This window comes from Cupriavidus sp. a3 (assembly GCF_051015765.1).
Taxonomy (GTDB): Bacteria; Pseudomonadota; Gammaproteobacteria; order Burkholderiales; family Burkholderiaceae; genus Cupriavidus; species Cupriavidus oxalaticus_A.
Genome location: NZ_CP170643.1, coordinates 3,226,171 through 3,243,364, shown reverse-complemented (window position 1 = coordinate 3,243,364; position 17,194 = coordinate 3,226,171). Strand labels below are relative to the sequence as shown.

Below are 17,194 nucleotides of genomic sequence, written 5' to 3'. Positions count from 1 at the left end.
CAAACCTCGGCTTCGCCTTGCCTGACAAGCCTTGTTCGTGTATTTTCAAGGGCTTTGCACAATCGCTGGCGTCGACAAGAAGATGGCTCTCATCGTTCACAAATACGGCGGCACTTCGATGGGTTCCACGGAACGCATCAAGAATGTCGCCAAGCGCGTTGCCAAGTGGCACCGCGCCGGTCACCGCGTAGTCGTGGTGCCTTCGGCCATGTCGGGCGAGACCAATCGCCTGCTGGGACTCGCCAAGGAAATTTCGCCGCAGCCCAATCCGCGTGAACTGGACATGCTCGCCTCCACCGGCGAGCAGGCCAGCGTGGCACTGCTGGCTATCGCCCTGCACGGCGAGAACATCGACGCGGTCAGCTACACCGGCTGGCAAGTGCCGGTGAAGACCGACTCGTCGTACACCAAGGCGCGTATCGAATCGATCGACGACGAGCGCATCCTCGGCGACCTCGACGCCGGCCGCGTGGTCGTGATCACCGGATTCCAGGGCATCGACGACGACGGCAACATCACCACGCTGGGCCGCGGCGGCTCGGACACCTCGGCCGTGGCCATCGCCGCCGCGATCGAAGCCGACGAGTGCCTGATCTACACCGATGTCGACGGCGTGTACACCACCGACCCGCGCGTGGTCGAGGACGCCCGCCGCCTGGACCAGATCACCTTCGAGGAAATGCTGGAAATGGCCAGCCTCGGCTCCAAGGTGCTGCAGATCCGCTCGGTGGAATTCGCCGGCAAGTACCGCGTGAAGACCCGCGTGCTGTCGTCGCTGACCGACCCGCTTATGCCGCTCGAGCAGGAAATGCACTCGGGCACGCTGATCACTTTTGAGGAAGAGTCTGAAATGGAAGCAGCCGTCATCTCCGGCATCGCCTTTGCCCGTGACGAGGCCAAGATCACCGTTCTGGGCGTGCCGGACAAGCCGGGCATCGCCTACCAGATCCTGGGCCCGATCGCCGACGCCAACATCGACGTCGACATGATCATCCAGAACCAGTCCGTCGACGGCAAGACCGATTTCACCTTCACCGTGCCGCGCGCCGACTACCAGCGCGCGCTGGCGATCCTGGACGACGGCGTGAAGACGCATATCGGCGCCGGCAGCGTGTCGGGCGACCCGAAGGTGTCGAAGGTGTCGGTGGTGGGCGTTGGCATGCGTTCGCACGTGGGCATCGCCAGCAAGATGTTCCGCACGCTGTCGGAAGAGGGCATCAACATCCAGATGATCTCCACCTCGGAAATCAAGATCTCGGTGCTGATCGACGAGAAGTACATGGAACTGGCCGTGCGCGCCCTGCACAAGGCCTTCGAACTGGAACAGGCGTGATCCGTTCGTAAGCATTTTCTGGCGGCGCTGCAGATTTTGTGTTGAGTCATCGATTTTTCATTGACCAACCCGCGTGGCGTCGCTAGAATACGCGCTTCGTTGTGTGGCTCCCTCACACAACGCAAGTTTGGGAGACGTGGCCGAGAGGTCGAAGGCACTCCCCTGCTAAGGGAGCATCCGGGCCAAAACCTGGATCGAGGGTTCGAATCCCTCCGTCTCCGCCACTACATCTGTATTGGCGGCGGAACCCCGGAAGATCGCGGTCTTCCGGGGTTTTGTTTTTTGTGGCGCGTTTTTTGTGGCGCCGATATTTGCCGATCCGATATTCGCCGCGCCGTTCCCTGTGGCCCGCTGCATCGACCTGCCGGCGCCGTCATGCACCGCTACGTGCAATTATCCCGATACGCCTGCTGCAGCTCCTTGCGCGACTTGTCGCGCTCGACCTTCGGAATCGGCCGGCCCTGCGCGTTCTGCGTCGCCGAGGTGGTCGACTGGTACGTGCGCTTCTTCGGCGTGGCGTTGAACTGCTCTTTCAGCGATTCGCATTTGTCGCGCGTGACCTGGTCGGGGTCGAGTGTGGGAGCCGACGGCGGGCGGTAGGGATTGGCGCCTTCCTGCACGGCTTCCGAAATGGCACCTGCGGCGCCCCCCTTCGGCGGGGATTGCTGTGCCAGGGCTGTCGCGACGCTGCCCAGTGCCAGCAAGCCGGTCAGCAGCCATCTTGTCGATATCGGCATGTTGTCCCTCCTCGATTGCCGGGCAGCCGGCCGGCTTCCTAGAACCATCATATGTGCCGCGCCCGGAATTGCCAGAATCCGATGGCGCCGGTGCCGGCAGGGCGGAGCCGCCTGTCGGGGCTGGGAAGGGCGATGGCACGCCGCCCGGGCCACGATTTGCGTTCTGGCCTTGCCTGCCATAAACCTAGTTCAGGGACATGCCCGCAAGGGCTTCCAGGACTTCAGGAGAAGCCAATGAGTGTGCTGATGCTTTCGAACGTCGATATGGAAACCACCGACGACGAGATCCGCGACTTCCTCATCCGCTACGGCTTCCCGGCGTTCGACGAGCTCGAGCGACTGCCGGGGGATGGCTCGCGCCCGGCGGTGGCGGTGCATTTCAACGCGGTAGAGGACGCCGCGCTGCGGATGCTGCAGCCGCGCATCAACCATCTGTTCTGGAAGAAGCGCCAGGTTGAGGCAATGGTGCTCACGGAGCGCTTCGAATAGGCGGGAAGGACCTGCGGGCGCGACGACCCGCAGGCAGCAGGCCTGCGCCTGCGAAGTGCCGGCGCTTAGCCGACGAAGGCCTTCTCGAGCACGAAGTGGCCGGGCTCGCTCATATTGCCTTCCTCGAAACCGCGCTCTTCCAGCATGACGCGGATTTCCTTGAGCATGTCGGGGCTGCCGCACAGCATCAGGCGGTCGTTCTCGGTCGAGAACGGGGGCACGCCCAGGCGCTCGAACAGTTCGCCCGACTCGATCAGCTCGGTGATGCGGCCGCGCGTGTGGAAGTCTTCGCGCGTGACGGTGGGGAAATAAACCAGCTTTTCGCGCACCATCTCGCCCAGGTACTCGTGCTCGGGCAGGTGCTCGTTCAGCAGTTGCTGGTAGGCCAGTTCATCGACATAGCGGCAGGTGTGGGTCAGCACGATCTTGTCGTAGCGGGCATACACCTCGGGATCGCGGATGATCGACAGGAACGGGGCCAGGCCGGTGCCGGTGGCCAGCAGCCACAGGGTCTTGCCGGGCAGCAGGTTTTCGACCAGCAGCGTGCCGGTGGGCTTCTTGCCGACAAAAATCTGGTCGCCTTCGCGCAGGTGTTGCAGGCGCGACGTCAGGGGGCCATCCGGCACCTTGATGCTGAAGAATTCCAGGGTTTCTTCATAGTTGGCGCTGGCGATGCTGTAGGCACGCAGCAGCGGGCGGCCATTGACTTCCAGGCCGACCATGGCGAACTGGCCGTTTTCGAAGCGGAAACCCGGGTCGCGCGTGCAGGTGAAGCTGAACAGCGTGTCGGTCCAGTGGTGAACGGAGAGGATGGATTGCTGGTAGAGGTTGCTCATCGGAGGAAACGCCAAGGCCCGCGGGCAAGCCGCCGGGGAGGATGGTGACCGGACATGTGCGCCTGTCGGCAGTTACCGGCAAAGGCGGCGGATCACGGGAACGCAATGATCCACTTCGACGCGTATTGTAAAACGGCAGCGGCCGGCGTGCCCGGGCCACGTCGACGGAACCCCGCCCGGGATAGGGTTATGCGCAGTGATGAAATCCGGGGTTTCAATTCTGAAACCCGTATGCCGGGTTTGCGGCGCGAAATCCTGGCAAATCAACCAAATCCGGTATGGCCCGCTTTTTGCGCTCCCAGACCCGCCGCACGTCCAGCCGTCGTGCCGGCAAAGCTGCCGTGACCCGACGATCGCATTGCGTTGCAGGGCAGGCGCCCTTGGTCTTGAACAGGAATGCACCGCGATGTACTACGGAACGAATGCAGCCGGCGCAGCTGGCGCAGAAAGCCGCGCGCTTGCCGCAGATGACAGCCAGCCACGTGCCGGCCGCCACCACGACGATCGTTGCGGCGGCAAGCCGGCGCCACAGCGTACCAACTGGGCCTGGGCGGCCGTGGCCAGGCATGACGACTGGATGGATTCACACAGCCCGTTTGCGCAGTTTGCGCATTTCGACTAGCCGCCGCCCACGGCACCTGCCGTGGCGCGGTCCCTTCGAATGACCCGAGCCGCCGTGCTGCCTGCGCGGCGTCTCGGTTGCCCTCAGTTTCCTTGTGCGTGCCATGAACTACGCTCCCATCAAATCGCTGCTGATTGCCAACCGTTCCGAGATCGCGATCCGCGTCATGCGGGCCGCCGCCGAGATGAATATCCGGACCGTGGCGATCTACTCCAAGGAAGACCGCCTCGCCCTCCATCGCTTCAAGGCCGACGAGAGCTACCTGGTCGGCGAGGGCAAGAAGCCGCTGGCGGCCTATCTCGATATCGAAGACATCCTGCGCATCGCGCGCCATGCGAAGGTCGATGCGATCCATCCGGGCTATGGCTTCCTGTCGGAGAATCCGGACTTCGCGCAGGCCGTGATCGATGCCGGCATCCGCTGGATCGGCCCGTCGCCCGAGGTCATGCGCCGCCTCGGAAACAAGGTGGCAGCACGCAATGCGGCGATCGAGGCGGGCGTGCCGGTGATGCCGGCCACTGATCCGCTGCCGCACGACCTGGAGGCCTGCAAGCGCCTGGCCGCGGGCATCGGCTATCCGCTGATGCTCAAGGCCAGCTGGGGCGGCGGCGGGCGCGGCATGCGCATCCTGGAGAGCGAGCAGGACCTGGAAGGCTCGCTGGCCGCGGCGCGGCGCGAGGCGCTGGCGGCGTTCGGCAACGACGAGGTCTATGTCGAGAAGCTGGTGCGCAACGCGCGCCACGTCGAAGTGCAGGCGCTCGGCGACACGCATGGCAACCTGGTGCACCTGTACGAGCGCGACTGCACCGTGCAGCGCCGCAACCAGAAGGTGGTGGAGCGCGCGCCCGCGCCGTACCTTGACGATGCCGGCCGGGCCGAACTGTGCGAGGCGGCGATGCGGCTGATGCGCGCGGTCGGGTACTCGCATGCCGGCACGGTCGAATTCCTGATGGACGCCGATTCCGGCCAGTTCTATTTCATCGAAGTCAACCCGCGCATCCAGGTCGAGCACACGGTCACCGAGATGGTCACCGGCGTCGATATCGTCAAGGCGCAGATCCGGATCACGGAAGGCGGCTATCTCGGCATGACCGAGAACACGCGCAACGAGAACGGCGACATCGTGGTGCGCGCCGCGGGCGTGCCGGTCCAGCAGGATATCCATCTGAACGGCCACGCGCTGCAGTGCCGGATCACGACCGAGGATCCGGAGAACGGCTTCCTGCCAGACTACGGCCGTCTCACCGCGTATCGCAGCGCCGCCGGCTTCGGCGTGCGGCTGGATGCCGGCACCGCCTATGGTGGCGCGGTAATTACGCCGTACTACGACTCGCTGCTGGTCAAGGTCACTACCTGGGCGCCGACCGCGCCCGAGTCGATCCGCCGCATGGACCGCGCGCTGCGCGAGTTCCGCATCCGCGGCGTGGCCTCCAACCTACAGTTCCTGGAGAACGTCATCAACCATCCGGCGTTCCGCGCCGGCGACGTCACCACGCGCTTTATCGACAAGACGCCGGAGCTGCTTGAATTCACCAAGCGCCTGGACCGTGCCACCAAGCTGCTGCGCTATCTCGGCGAGATCTGCGTCAACGGGCACCCGGAAATGGCCGGCCGCACGCTGCCGCCGTTGCCGCTGCCGGCAGCGGTGCTGCCCGCGGTCGACAACAGCAAGCCGCTGCCGTACGGCACGCGCGACCGCCTGCGCGAGCTTGGCGCCGAGAAGTTCTCGCGCTGGATGCTCGAGCAGAAGCAGGTGCTGCTGACCGACACCACTATGCGCGACGCGCACCAGTCGCTCTTTGCCACGCGCATGCGCACCGCCGACATGCTGCCGATCGCGCCGTTCTATGCACGCGAGCTGTCGCAGCTGTTCTCGCTGGAGTGCTGGGGCGGCGCGACCTTCGACGTGGCGCTGCGCTTCCTCAAGGAAGACCCGTGGCAGCGCCTGGAGCAATTGCGCGAGCGCGTGCCCAACGTGCTGTTCCAGATGCTGCTGCGCGGCTCCAATGCCGTCGGCTATACCAACTATGCGGACAACGTGGTGCGCTTCTTCGTGCGCCAGGCCGCCAGCGCCGGCGTGGACGTGTTCCGCGTGTTCGACTCGCTCAACTGGGTGCGCAACATGCGCGTGGCGATCGATGCGGTGGGCGAAAGCGGCGCGCTGTGCGAAGGCGCGATCTGCTATACCGGCGACCTGTTCGACAAGTCGCGCGCCAAGTACGACCTGAAGTACTACGTCGGTATCGCGCGCGAGCTGCAGCAGGCCGGCGTGCATGTGCTGGGCATCAAGGACATGGCGGGCATCTGCCGTCCGCAGGCGGCGGCCGCGCTGGTCAAGGCGCTCAAGGAAGAGACCGGGCTGCCGGTGCATTTCCATACGCACGACACCAGCGGCATCTCGGCAGCGTCGGCGCTGGCGGCGATCGAGGCCGGCTGCGATGCGGTGGACGGCGCGCTCGACGCCATGAGCGGGCTGACCTCGCAGCCCAACCTGTCGAGCATCGCCGCGGCGCTGGCCGGCAGCGAGCGCGACCCGGGCCTGAGCCTGGACCGGCTGCACGAAGCCTCGATGTACTGGGAAGGGGTGCGTCGTTACTACGCGCCGTTCGAATCCGAGATCCGCGCCGGCACCGCCGACGTGTACCGCCACGAGATGCCCGGCGGCCAGTACACGAACCTGCGCGAGCAGGCGCGCTCGCTCGGCATCGAGCATCGCTGGACCGAGGTGTCGCAGGCCTACGCCGAGGTCAACCAGATGTTCGGCGACATCGTCAAGGTGACGCCGACCTCCAAGGTGGTCGGCGACCTGGCCCTGATGATGGTGGCCAATGACATGAGCGCCGCGGACGTGTGCGACCCGGGCAAGGAAATCGCTTTCCCCGAGTCGGTGGTGTCGCTGTTCAAGGGCGAGCTGGGCTTCCCGCCCGACGGCTTTCCCGCGGGACTGTCGCGCAAGGTGCTGCGCGGCGAACCGCCCGCTCCGTACCGGCCCGGCGACCAGATTCCGCCGGTCAACCTCGATGCCGCGCGTGCCGCCGCGGAAGCGGCCTGCGAGGAGCCGCTCGACGACCGCCAGCTGGCGTCTTATCTGATGTACCCGAAGCAGGCGGTGGACTACCACGCGCATGTGCGCAACTACAGCGACACCTCGGTGGTGCCGACGCCGGCATTCCTGTACGGCCTGCAGCCGCAGGAAGAAGTGGCCATCGACATCGCCGCGGGCAAGACGCTGCTGGTCTCGCTGCAGGGCACGCATCCCGATGCGGAGGAAGGCCGCATCAAGGTCCAGTTCGAGCTGAACGGGCAATCGCGCACGGCGCTGGTCGAGCAGCGCATCACCACGCAGGCGGCATCCGCGCGCCAGAGCCGTCCGGTGGCCGAGCCCGACAATCCGCTGCATATCGCGCGCCGATGCCGGGTTCGATCGTGACCGTGGCCGTGCAACCGGGGCAGCGCGTGGCCGCGGGCACGACGCTGCTGGCGCTGGAGGCGATGAAGATGGAAACCCATATCGCCGCCGACCGCGACTGCGAGATCGCCGTGGTGCATGTGAAGCAGGGCGACCGGGTGGCGGCGAAGGACCTGCTGATCGAGCTGAAGCCGGCGCAGTGACGTGGCTGGCGCCGCGGCAGCGCGGCGTCAGGGCAGCGCCCGCGCCATGCTCTGCGCAGCCTGCGCGATGCGTTGCGCCAGCAGCGTGGCCGCCGCCTGGCGGCTATGGTGCGGACGCTCCACCAGCCCGATCTCGCGATGGAAGGTGTCATCGCCGAGGCTGAGCGCCGCCACGCCTTTCGGCCATGCCGTCGTGCCGGTGATCGGCACCAGCGCGACGCCAAGGCCGCGCTGCACCAGCTGCGCGATGCCCTGCAAGTCGTCCAGTTCGATCGCGTCCCTGACCGGGATACGCGCACGGCGCAGGAACTGGTCGACCACGCGCCCGCCAAACGAGCCGCGGTCATAGCGGATAAACGACTCGCTCTCCAGCAACTCGCGCCATGGCCGCTTGCCTTGGGCGCGAGGGACCAGCAGCACGAACGGTTCGGCCAGCAGCGTGCGCCACTGCAGGTCGGAAGGCAACGCGAACGGCGGCCTGATCATCACCGCGATATCGATTTCGCCCGAATCGACCTGGCCCAGCAGGTTCAGCGACACGCCCGGCACCAGCTTGATTCGGTATCCCGGCATCTCATGCCGGAAGCTGGCCAGCGCATCGGCAAGGAACGAGACATGGACCGATGCGATGGCGCCGATGCGGACCAGCCCGGTGCGCGGGCTGCCCGCATGGCGGCCGAGCCTGGCGTACACGGCCATCAGTTCTTCGGCAACCGCCAGCGTTTCGCGGCCATCGGCATTGAGCACGGCCGCGCGGCCGGTGCGATCGAACAGTGCAAAGCCCAGTTCCTGTTCCAGCCGCTGGATCTGTGCGCTGACCGCCGATTGCGTCAGCCCGATATGGGCGGCCGCGTTGGCAAAGGTGCCGTAGCGGACCACCGCGAGGAAAGTCTGAAGTTCGCGCAGCATCGCGATAGATCGAAATAATTGTTGCTCAGGGAAAAAATATATCGCTTTTCATGGTGAATGGCGATGCTTAGACTAAGCGGACGATGGCGGTTGCAGGCCCTGGTTGCAGGCCCTGGTTACAGGCCTCAAGAGCCGCCGCCAGATTTATTCCCCACTAGGCTTCACTCAGCCCGAGCCCATGACTACTACCGCCCCCCGCATTCCTCCCTTCCATCTCGCCTTTCCCGTGCGCGACCTTGCCGAGGCGCGCGCATTCTATGGCGGGCTGCTCGGCTGCCCGGAAGGGCGCAGCTCGCCGGACTGGATCGATTTCAACTTCTTCGGCCACCAGATCGTGGCGCACCTGGCGCCGGAGGAAGTCGGCCACAGCAAGACCAGCGCGGTCGATGGCGACCAGGTGCCGGTGCGGCACTTCGGCGCGGTGCTGTCGATTCCCGAATGGGAGGCGATGGCAGAAAGGCTGCGGGCGGCAGGCGTCGAGTTCATCATCGAACCCCACATCCGCTTCAAGGGCGAGCCTGGCGAACAGGCCACCATGTTCTTCCTGGACCCGTCGGGTAATGCGCTGGAGATCAAGGCCTTCGCTGACCTGTCGTCGTTGTTCGCCAAGTAGGGCGGAGACCATCAGCCGCTGAATGTGCGCCCTGCTTGCACAAGCGCATCGTTCCAGCGGCAGGACACTGCGATGCGCCGGCGCTGTCTACCGCAGCTGGCACGCGACACCTATGATCGATCCATCAACTGGCGCCGGCCGCCTCGGCAGGATCCCGCGCATCGCGGGCTGTCCCGGCCGGCACTTCCGGAGATCGACATGAAGCGCATCCTGGGTGTCTACAGCGCACCGCGTTCGCACTGGACCGGAGACGGCTTTCCGGTGCGTTCGATGTTCTCTTACCAGAGCCATGGCAGGCAGCTCAGCCCGTTCCTGCTGCTGGACTACGCCGGCCCGGCGGACTTTACGCCGACGCAGGCGCCACGCGGCGTGGGCCAGCATCCGCACCGGGGCTTCGAGACGGTGACGATCGTCTACAAGGGCGAAGTAGCCCGCGCGGGTAAGAAGAGAAAAGGGCCCCGCGGGGCCCTGGCGGGAACTGCGATGTCGGGCAACTTACTGCACGTTGCCCGCGACCGCGATCACCTGGCCGGTGATGTAGTTCGAATCCGGCGAGCAGAACAGGTACACGCCGCCTGCCGCCTCCTCCGGCGTGCCGCCGCGGCCGAGCGGGTTGCGCTGGGCATGCGACTTGAGCATTTCAGGGTTCAGGCCGACGCGGATCTCGCGGCCTTCGATGTTGACCGTGGCACCGGCATGCGCGTCGGCCGAGGTCATGCGGGTGTGGATCAGGCCGAAGGCCACCGCATTCACGTTGACGTTGAAGCGGCCCCATTCGCGCGCCATCGCACGGGTCATGCCGATCACGCCAGCCTTGGCGCCGGAGTAGTTGATCTGGCCGGCGTTGCCGTTCAGGCCGGATGTCGACGAGATATTGACAATCTTGCGGTACACCTCGCGGCCGGCTTCCTTGTCGGCTGCGGCAAGCGCCTTGATATGCGGGTAGGCGGCGCGCAGGATGCGGAACGGCGCGGTCATGTGGCAATCCAGGATGGCGTACCACTGCTCGTCGCTCATCTTCTGCACCACGTCGTCCCAGGTGAAGCCGGCGTTGTTGACGATGATGTCGATGCTCTGGAAGCTGCTCATCGCCGTGTTGATGAAGCGGTCGGCAAAATCCGGCGCGGTCACGTTGCCCACGCACGCCACCGCCTCAACGCCCATCGCCTTCAGCTCCTCCACCGTCTGCTGCGCCGGTTCGGCGTCGAGGTCGTTGATGACCAGGCGCGCGCCCTCGCGTGCCAGGCGCCTGGCGATCGCATTGCCGATGCCGCGGCCCGAACCGGTGACCAGTGCCACCTTGCCTTCAAGTGCTCCCATTGCTGACTCCTTAGTGCTCGATCTCGTGCTCGATTGGATTTACAGGGCGACGACGGCGTCGCCGAGGATCTTGGTTTCGCCGTACTGGTTGGCGGTCTGGATTTCCAGCTTGATGCGCCGCTCTTTGCCATCCGGACCATCCACTTCCAGCTTTTCCACCACGCGGCCGCTGCAGGTGATGCGATGGCCCAGGTGCGTGATGCCGACGAAGCGCACGCCGAACTGGCGCAGCTGGCGCTGGTCGACCCACTGCGTCAGCAGGCGGCCGAGGTAGGCCATCGACAGCATGCCGTGCGCGAACACGTCGGGCATGCCGGCCTTGCGCGCGTAGTCGATGTCGATGTGGATGGCGTTGTGGTCGTTCGACGCGCCGGCGAACAGTGCCAGCGTGGTGCGGTTGACCGGTTCCAGCGTCAGCGGTGGCAGCGTGTCGCCCACCTTGACCTGGTCGAAGCTCAGTTTGCTCATGTGGGGTCTCCGTTCAGCCGTTGCGTTGCACCAGCACGCTGCGCAGGTCGGCTACGTGCTCGCCGTCCTGGTTGCTTACGCGTGTTTCGCGCACCACGAACTCCAGCGCGCCGTTTTTCTTGTCGTAGATGTCGGCGATAGTGGTCTTGAAATGCAGCGTGTCGCCCGCGTACGCCATGCGGTGGTAAGCAAAGGACTGCTCGCCATGCAGGATGCGCGACGGCACGATGCCGACCTCGTCCCGCCACGCATTGGACGGCTGCGACAGCTCGAGCGAGAACAGGAAGGTAGGCGGCAGCGGCAGGCCGGGATGGCCGGCGTCGCGCGCCGCCGCTTCATCGATATAGACCGGATCGGCCTGCCCGGTGGCCTTGGCGAAGAAGCGCAGCTGGCTCGCCGGCGCGGAGGTGCGGAAGTCCGCAATCACCTTGCCGATGTGTTTCTTGTCGATCATGGATAGTCTCCTGTGATTGCGCGCACTCAGGCGTGCTTCTGGTACAGGGTCACCACGCAGGCGCCGCCCAGCCCCAGGTTGTGCGTCAGCGCCAGCCGGGCGCCTTCCACCTGGCGCTTGTCGGCGGTGCCGCGCAGCTGCTTGACCATCTCGAAACACTGCGCCAGCCCGGTGGCGCCCAGCGGGTGTCCCTTGGACAGCAATCCGCCCGACGGGTTGACCACCCACTTGCCGCCGTAGGTGTTGTCGCCGTCGTTGACCAGCTGCTCGGCGCCGCCTGCCTCGCACAGGCCCAGGCCTTCGTAGGTCAGCAGTTCGTTCTGCGCGAAGCAGTCGTGCAGCTCGATCACGTCGATGTCCTGCGGGCCGACGCCGGCCTGCTCGTACACCTGCTGCGAACCCTCGCGGGTCATGTCAAAGCCGGCCACGCGGATCATGTCGCGCGCGTCGTAGGTGCTGGGGCGGTCGGTGGTCAGGGACTGGCCGGCGATCAGCACATCGGTCTTCAGTCCCTTCCTGCGCGCGAATTCCTCCGACACCACGATGGCGGCCGCCGCGCCGCAGGTCGGCGGGCACGCCATCAGGCGCGTCAGCACGCCTTCCCACAGCGCCGGCGCGGCCAGCACTTCCTCGGTGGTCATGACGTTGCGGAACACGGCCAGCGGGTTGTTGGCGGCATGGCGGCTGGCCTTGGCGCGGATCTTCGCGAAGGTCTCGAGCCTGGTGCCGTACTTGTCCATGTGGGCCTTGCCTGCGCCGGAGAACTGGCGGATGGCGTTGGGCAGGTCCTTGCGGTCGACCAACTCGTCGACCAGGTCGAGTGCGCGCTCCAGCGCCGGGGCACGGTCGTCCCAGCGCGACTTGAGCGCACCGGGCTGCATGTACTCGAAGCCCACTGCCAGCGCGCAATCGACCGCGCCGCTCTGCACCGCCTGGCGCGCCAGGAACAGCGCGGTCGAGCCGGTGGCGCAGTTGTTGTTGACGTTGACCACGGGGATGCCGGTCATGCCGACCTGGTACAGCGCCTTCTGGCCGCAGGTGGAGTCGCCGTAGACGTAGCCGGCATAAGCCTGCTGCACGTCGTCGTAGCTCAGGCCGGCGTCGTCCAGCGCCTGGCGCACGGCCGTGGCGCCCATCACGTCATAGGTGTCGCTGCTGCCCGGCTTCTTGAACGGGATCATGCCGGCGCCGGCGACGAAAACCTTGCGAGTCATGTGTGTGTCCTCCGATGGATGTGCTGGATAGGTGCGGAATTACAGCTTGCGCGAGATCAGTTCGCGCATCACTTCGCTGGTGCCGCCGTAGATGCGCGTGACGCGCGAATCGGCAAAGGCGCGCGCCACCGGGTACTCGAGCATGTAGCCGTAGCCGCCGTGCAGTTGCACCATCTGGTCCAGCGCCTGGCCCAGCGCCTCGGTCGCGTACAGCTTGGCCACCGCGGCTTCTTCCAGCGTCAGGCGGCGGCGGATGTGCTCGCCCAGGTAGTGGTCGATCATCAGCCGCACGGCAATCGCCTGCGCCTTGATGTCGGCCAGCTTTAACTTGGTGTTCTGGAAGTCCCACACGGTCTGGTTGAAGGCCTTGCGGTCCTTGACGTAGCCAGCGTCTGCTCCAGCGAGACTTCGAGCTTGGCCGCGGCGCTGATGGCGATCGAGAGGCGTTCCTGCGGCAGTTCGGCCATCAGGTAGCCGAAGCCCTTGCCTTCCTCGCCGAGCAGGTTGGTCACCGGGACGCGCACGTTGTCGAAGAACAGCTCGGCGGTGTCCTGCGCGTGCTGGCCGACCTTGTCGAGCTTGCGGCCGCGGCGGAAGCCTTCGCGGTCGGCTTCGACCACGATCAGGCTGACGCCGCGCGAGCCGGCGCCCGGGTCGGTCTTGCAGACCATGATGATCAGGTCGGCGTTCAGGCCGTTGGAGATGAAGGTCTTGCTGCCGTTGATGACGTATTCGTCGCCCTCGCGGATCGCGGTGGTGCGGATCGCCTTGAGGTCGCTGCCAGTGCCCGGTTCGGTCATGCCGATGGCCAGGATGTATTCGCCCGAGCAGACCTTGGGCAGCCAGCGCTGCTTCTGTTCCTCGTTGCCGATGCGGGCAATGTACGGCGCAATGATGTCGGAGTGCACGCCGAAGCCGGGGCCGCTGATGCCGGCGCGCGCCTGCTCTTCGTTGAAGATGGCGGAGTGCCCGAAGTCGCCGCCGCCGCCGCCGTATTCAGTCGGCAGCGTCACGCACAGCAGGCCCTCGCGGCCGGCCTTGAGCCAGGTTTCGCGGTCGACCTTGCCGGCCTTGTCCCACTCGGCCTGCCGGGGCAGGCATTCGCGCTCAAGGAAGCGGCGCACCGTGGTGCGGAACATCTCGTGGTCGTCGCGGAAGATCGTGCGTTGGATTTCCATGGAGGTCTCCGGATGTCAGCCGTGCGGTCCGCGGCCTGACAGGTTTTCTGGGAATGCGGTTCGGGCACAGGTCGCCGGCTGGTTGCGGGCCGGGCCACTGGCATGTCGCTAAGGTACTGGGGGGAGGGGGGACGCGAACACCACCCGCTTCAGGTGGTGGGTGGGCGGGGGTTGCCGCCCCGGAGGGTGGGGAGGAGGAGCGGTATCAGGCCCGTGCCGAGGGGCGGGAGAGTGCCCTCGGACGCGCCTGAGCGGTGTCAGCGCGCCCCGTCGGGCGGCTGGCCGCCCTGGCCGAGTTCGCGGTCGCGCACGCGCGCCACGGCCTCGTCGCGGCTGCTCACGCCGAGCTTGCGGAAGATGTTGCGCAGGTGCCATTTCACCGTCTCCGGCGACAGCCCCAGCGTGCGTGCGATCTTCTTGTTGGGCAGCGCCTGGCCGAGCAGGCGCACCACGTCGGCCTCGCGCTCGCTCAGTTCTTCTGTGCGGCCTTCTGCCAGTCCCGCGGAGGTTGCGCCGGCTGCCGCCGCGCCGGCCGGCGCCGGCTCCGGCACGGCCTGCTGCAGCCGCTCGATGTAGAACGCCAGCACCGGGTCGAGCCCGGGGGTGCCGGCGATGTCGTCAACCTGCCGCATCGAGCCGGGGGAGGCGTCGATCAGGCTGCGCATCAGCCCGAGCCGGGGGAGGCGTCGATCAGGCTGCGCATCAGCCCGAGCCGGTGCCCGCGGCGCAGGCCTTCGAGGGCATGTTCGTGCGCGGCGGCCGGATCGCCGCGGCGCGTGGCGACCACCGCGGCCAGCATGTGCAGCTGCGCCACGTGGCGCTGCCAGCCGCGCCCCTCGCAATAGGCGATCAGCGGTGCCAGCCGCATCCAGGCGGCGCGCAGATCGTCATGCGCCAGGCTGGCCATCACGTGGGCGCGCTCGGTCATCATGTGGATCGCGTCGAGGAAGCCGCGCGGCGCGGCGCGGTGGCGCACGGCAATGGCGTCGAGCCGCGCCAGCACCGCTTCGGCCGTGGCAAGGTCACCGCCGGCCAGGTGCAGGCGGACCTGGTTGGACAGGCTCTGGGCCACCAGCCGGTCCAGGCCCTGCTGCGTGCCGTAGTCCTCCAGCCGCTCCAGCTGGGCGAAGGCATCGAGCCGGTGGCCGATGATCCAGTGCGCCGCGGCCAGCACGGTATGCACGCGCAGCACGGAATCCGGGATCGATACGCGCTCCATCACGTCGACGCGGTCTTCGAGCAGCTTGCGCGCGGCGTCCAGGTCGTTGTGCTCGTACAGCACTTCGCCCAGCAGCGCGGCGGCAAAGTACTCCGGCTCGGCGCCCGCGCCGCCGTGCCCCACCAGTTCGACTTCGCGCAGCACGTCGCGGCTGATGCGCACGACCTGCGTCACGTTGCCTTCCATCGCATGGCTGAAGCCGATCAGGCAGCGGCCATTGAGCATGCCGCTGGCGGTGCCCAGCAGCGGCACGCCGTCGACCAGCAGCGGCGGCGTTTCGGCGTGGATGGCGCGCGCGCGCTCGTAGTCGCCAAGGTGCATGTACAGCAGCGACAGCAGGTTATTGCGCGAGCCCAGGTAGAAGGGCGCGATGTCCGCCGGGGCGGCTTCGATTTCGGGCAGCAGTGCCAGCGCGCCGGCGGTGTCGTCGCGCAGCAGCACCAGGCTGAAGCGCAGCAGCGCCAGCCGGTAGCGCAGCGAGGCGTTGCCAGGCGCGGGGCCGATATCGGCTTCGAGCCGGTCGGCCCCGGCGGCACAGCCATCGAGGTCGCGCGTGAGCATCTGCATGCGCAGCGCCAGCAGCCGCAGCTCCGGGCGCGCCTGGATCTCATTGGCGGGCAGCAGGCGCAGCAGTCCAAGCGCCTTGCGCACTTCGCCGCGCGCCATCAGCGTGTCGGTATAGCGTTCCACCAGTTCGGCTGCGGTGCCGGCATCGCCGGCGAGCACGGCGTGGCGGACGGCCTCGGCCAGCATGCGGTGGTCGCGGAACCAGCGCCAGGCAGCGCCGTGGATGGCGCGCTGCTGCGCCTCGCTGCGCGCGCGGAAGCGTTCGGCCAGGGTCTCGCGCAGCAGCGGGTGCAGGCGGTACCAGGCTTCGCGTTCGGGGCCGGGCGTGGGGGTGATGAAAAGGTTTTCCTGCTCCAGCCGTGTCAGCAGGGCCAGCACCTCGTGCTCGCCCATCGCCTGTTCGCCCAGCGCCTGGCACAGCGATGCGGTAAAGCGCTCGCATGCGGCCGCGCGTATCAGCAGCTCGGCTTCGTCGGGTGCCAGCCGCGACAGGACTTCGCGCTCGAAATATTCGGCAAAGGCACCGGCGTCCTGCACGTTGGCCTGCACCAGGCCGCTGGCGAAGGTCACGCCGCTGGCGCTGGCCTTCTTGCGCTTCCAGTGCGCGGCGAAAAGCTGCAGGCCGGCGACCCAGCCGTCGGCCAGCTCGTGCAGCAGGCGCGCATCGCGCGCGCTGATCTCGCCCAGCTGGGCCCGCAGGAAGTGCTGCGATTCGGCCAGCGTGAAGCGCAGGTCGCGCTGGTCCAGCTCCAGCAGCTGGCCCTGGTCGCGCAGGCGCCGAGCGACAGCGGCAGCGCCGCGCGCGTGGCGAGCACCAAGTGGAAGTTGGGCGGGGCGTATTCGAGCAGCCATTGCAGCGGCTGCAGCACGCGCGCCGAGGCCAGGTGCTGCACGTCGTCCAGCACCAGCGTCACTTCGCGCGAATGCGCGCCGATGCCGCGCACCAGCGCCACGATGGCGCGCTCCACGGCTTCGTCGTCGGTGGCGCGCTCGGCCAGCAGCACGGCCTCGCGGGTGATGTCGGAACTGATTTCGGCCAGGCACGCGAGCACGCGGTCGAGCCAGCGCTGGCGCTCGTTGTCGGCGGGTTCCAGCGCCAGCGCGGCCCTGTCGAAGCCCAGCGCCAGCAGGTCCAGGCGCCAGGTGCTCAGCAGCGCGGTCTTGCCATAGCCGGCCGGCCCCTGCAGCACGATGCAGCGCCGCCGGCGCGCCTCGGTCAGCTGCGCCAGCAACCGTTCGCGCGCGACCACGCGCGCGGCGCTGCGCAGCGATGGCGGGCGGGATGGCGGCGAGGGCAGCGTGGTGGGCTGGCTGCCGGGTGGCGACGGAGGGTTGGCTGGCGAGTTGGGCATCGGAGCGGCGGGATAGGGCAGCCTGGGCAAGCCGATGCAAGTGGCGGCGCTGGCGGCTCGCAGGCGCCAGGGTGTCCAGCGCTGGCGGGGCAAGGGGCGGCTGTTGCTGCGATTGTATGGCAGAAGCCGCAGCCCGGCGATAGAGGTCTCGCGCCGCCAAGATGCCAGCCTGGTGGCGCGCAGCGCCCCAGGCCTATTCCGCTGCCTATTCCGCTCTGCCTATTCCGCTGCCTATTCGGCGGTGGCGCCGCTGGTCTTGATCATGCGCGCG

11 protein-coding genes, 1 tRNA gene and 4 pseudogenes are annotated in these 17,194 nt (G+C 67.1%); 7 read left to right on the top strand and 9 right to left on the bottom strand.

Annotation, left to right across the window (positions count from 1 at the left end; all coding sequences use genetic code 11):
• The first annotated feature begins 82 nt into the window (after positions 1-82).
• Positions 83-1,333, top strand: coding sequence for an aspartate kinase (locus ACAD63_RS15580; protein ID WP_063238703.1), 1,251 nt, complete (start codon positions 83-85; stop codon positions 1,331-1,333).
• A 130-nt stretch (positions 1,334-1,463) separates the two neighbouring features.
• Positions 1,464-1,557 (top strand) — tRNA-Ser (locus tag ACAD63_RS15575).
• A 159-nt stretch (positions 1,558-1,716) separates the two neighbouring features.
• On the opposite strand, the gene ACAD63_RS15570 is transcribed toward ACAD63_RS15575, so the two are convergent.
• The gene (locus tag ACAD63_RS15570; RefSeq protein WP_434032939.1) at positions 1,717-2,070 is read right to left on the bottom strand and encodes a hypothetical protein; all 354 of its coding nucleotides are present in this window, start codon (positions 2,068-2,070) and stop codon (positions 1,717-1,719) included.
• Positions 2,071-2,304: 234 nt separating this feature from the next.
• Here ACAD63_RS15570 and ACAD63_RS15565 point away from each other — a divergent pair, with 234 nt between their 5' ends.
• A complete protein-coding gene (locus tag ACAD63_RS15565) occupies positions 2,305-2,559 on the top strand; it encodes an RNA-binding protein (protein WP_135704961.1) in 255 nt (84 codons plus the stop codon).
• Positions 2,560-2,624: 65 nt separating this feature from the next.
• Here the strand turns inward: ACAD63_RS15565 and ACAD63_RS15560 are convergent, their stop codons facing one another.
• The gene (locus ACAD63_RS15560; RefSeq protein WP_029049770.1) at positions 2,625-3,395 is read right to left on the bottom strand and encodes a ferredoxin--NADP reductase; all 771 of its coding nucleotides are present in this window, start codon (positions 3,393-3,395) and stop codon (positions 2,625-2,627) included.
• Between the two features lie 199 nt (positions 3,396-3,594).
• Here ACAD63_RS15560 and ACAD63_RS15555 point away from each other — a divergent pair, with 199 nt between their 5' ends.
• Entirely contained in the window at positions 3,595-4,017 is a 423-nt protein-coding gene (locus tag ACAD63_RS15555; RefSeq protein WP_243737042.1) for a hypothetical protein, read from the top strand.
• Between the two features lie 103 nt (positions 4,018-4,120).
• A pseudogene (locus ACAD63_RS15550) lies at positions 4,121-7,629 on the top strand (pyruvate carboxylase).
• Positions 7,630-7,656: 27 nt separating this feature from the next.
• Here the strand turns inward: ACAD63_RS15550 and ACAD63_RS15545 are convergent.
• Entirely contained in the window at positions 7,657-8,538 is an 882-nt protein-coding gene (locus tag ACAD63_RS15545) for a LysR family transcriptional regulator (RefSeq protein WP_434032938.1), read from the bottom strand.
• Positions 8,539-8,716: 178 nt separating this feature from the next.
• Here ACAD63_RS15545 and ACAD63_RS15540 point away from each other — a divergent pair, with 178 nt between their 5' ends.
• A complete protein-coding gene (locus tag ACAD63_RS15540) occupies positions 8,717-9,151 on the top strand; it encodes a VOC family protein (protein WP_133097486.1) in 435 nt (144 codons plus the stop codon).
• 198 nt (positions 9,152-9,349) lie between these two features.
• Positions 9,350-9,607, top strand: a pseudogene (locus ACAD63_RS15535) (pirin family protein); the annotation flags it as partial.
• 39 nt (positions 9,608-9,646) lie between these two features.
• On the opposite strand, the gene ACAD63_RS15530 reads toward ACAD63_RS15535, so the two are convergent.
• The 6 genes and pseudogenes from ACAD63_RS15530 to ACAD63_RS15505 form a co-directional block, all read right to left on the bottom strand.
• Entirely contained in the window at positions 9,647-10,471 is an 825-nt protein-coding gene (locus ACAD63_RS15530; RefSeq protein WP_135704963.1) for an SDR family NAD(P)-dependent oxidoreductase, read from the bottom strand.
• Positions 10,472-10,510: 39 nt separating this feature from the next.
• Positions 10,511-10,939, bottom strand: coding sequence for a MaoC family dehydratase (locus ACAD63_RS15525; RefSeq protein ID WP_133097484.1), 429 nt, complete (start codon positions 10,937-10,939; stop codon positions 10,511-10,513).
• Between the two features lie 13 nt (positions 10,940-10,952).
• Positions 10,953-11,393 carry a MaoC family dehydratase N-terminal domain-containing protein gene (locus ACAD63_RS15520; RefSeq protein ID WP_135704964.1) on the bottom strand — a complete coding sequence of 147 codons (441 nt, stop codon included), beginning with the start codon at positions 11,391-11,393 and terminating at the stop codon, positions 10,953-10,955.
• 26 nt (positions 11,394-11,419) lie between these two features.
• The gene (locus ACAD63_RS15515) at positions 11,420-12,607 is read right to left on the bottom strand and encodes a lipid-transfer protein (RefSeq protein WP_434032937.1); all 1,188 of its coding nucleotides are present in this window, start codon (positions 12,605-12,607) and stop codon (positions 11,420-11,422) included.
• Between the two features lie 39 nt (positions 12,608-12,646).
• Positions 12,647-13,785 (bottom strand): annotated as a pseudogene (locus ACAD63_RS15510) (acyl-CoA dehydrogenase family protein).
• Between the two features lie 257 nt (positions 13,786-14,042).
• Positions 14,043-16,923 (bottom strand): annotated as a pseudogene (locus tag ACAD63_RS15505) (LuxR C-terminal-related transcriptional regulator).
• Positions 16,924-17,194 lie beyond the last annotated feature (271 nt).

Bases quoted from the DNA above. Each gene is read 5' to 3' on its own strand.
- ACAD63_RS15580 (WP_063238703.1), top strand. From the start codon at position 83: ATGGCTCTCATCGTTCACAAATACGGCGGCACTTCGATGGGTTCCACG.
- ACAD63_RS15570 (WP_434032939.1), bottom strand. From the start codon at position 2,070: ATGCCGATATCGACAAGATGGCTGCTGACCGGCTTGCTGGCACTGGGC.
- ACAD63_RS15565 (WP_135704961.1), top strand. From the start codon at position 2,305: ATGAGTGTGCTGATGCTTTCGAACGTCGATATGGAAACCACCGACGAC.
- ACAD63_RS15560 (WP_029049770.1), bottom strand. From the start codon at position 3,395: ATGAGCAACCTCTACCAGCAATCCATCCTCTCCGTTCACCACTGGACC.
- ACAD63_RS15555 (WP_243737042.1), top strand. From the start codon at position 3,595: ATGAAATCCGGGGTTTCAATTCTGAAACCCGTATGCCGGGTTTGCGGC.
- ACAD63_RS15545 (WP_434032938.1), bottom strand. From the start codon at position 8,538: ATGCTGCGCGAACTTCAGACTTTCCTCGCGGTGGTCCGCTACGGCACC.
- ACAD63_RS15540 (WP_133097486.1), top strand. From the start codon at position 8,717: ATGACTACTACCGCCCCCCGCATTCCTCCCTTCCATCTCGCCTTTCCC.
- ACAD63_RS15530 (WP_135704963.1), bottom strand. From the start codon at position 10,471: ATGGGAGCACTTGAAGGCAAGGTGGCACTGGTCACCGGTTCGGGCCGC.
- ACAD63_RS15525 (WP_133097484.1), bottom strand. From the start codon at position 10,939: ATGAGCAAACTGAGCTTCGACCAGGTCAAGGTGGGCGACACGCTGCCA.
- ACAD63_RS15520 (WP_135704964.1), bottom strand. From the start codon at position 11,393: ATGATCGACAAGAAACACATCGGCAAGGTGATTGCGGACTTCCGCACC.
- ACAD63_RS15515 (WP_434032937.1), bottom strand. From the start codon at position 12,607: ATGACTCGCAAGGTTTTCGTCGCCGGCGCCGGCATGATCCCGTTCAAG.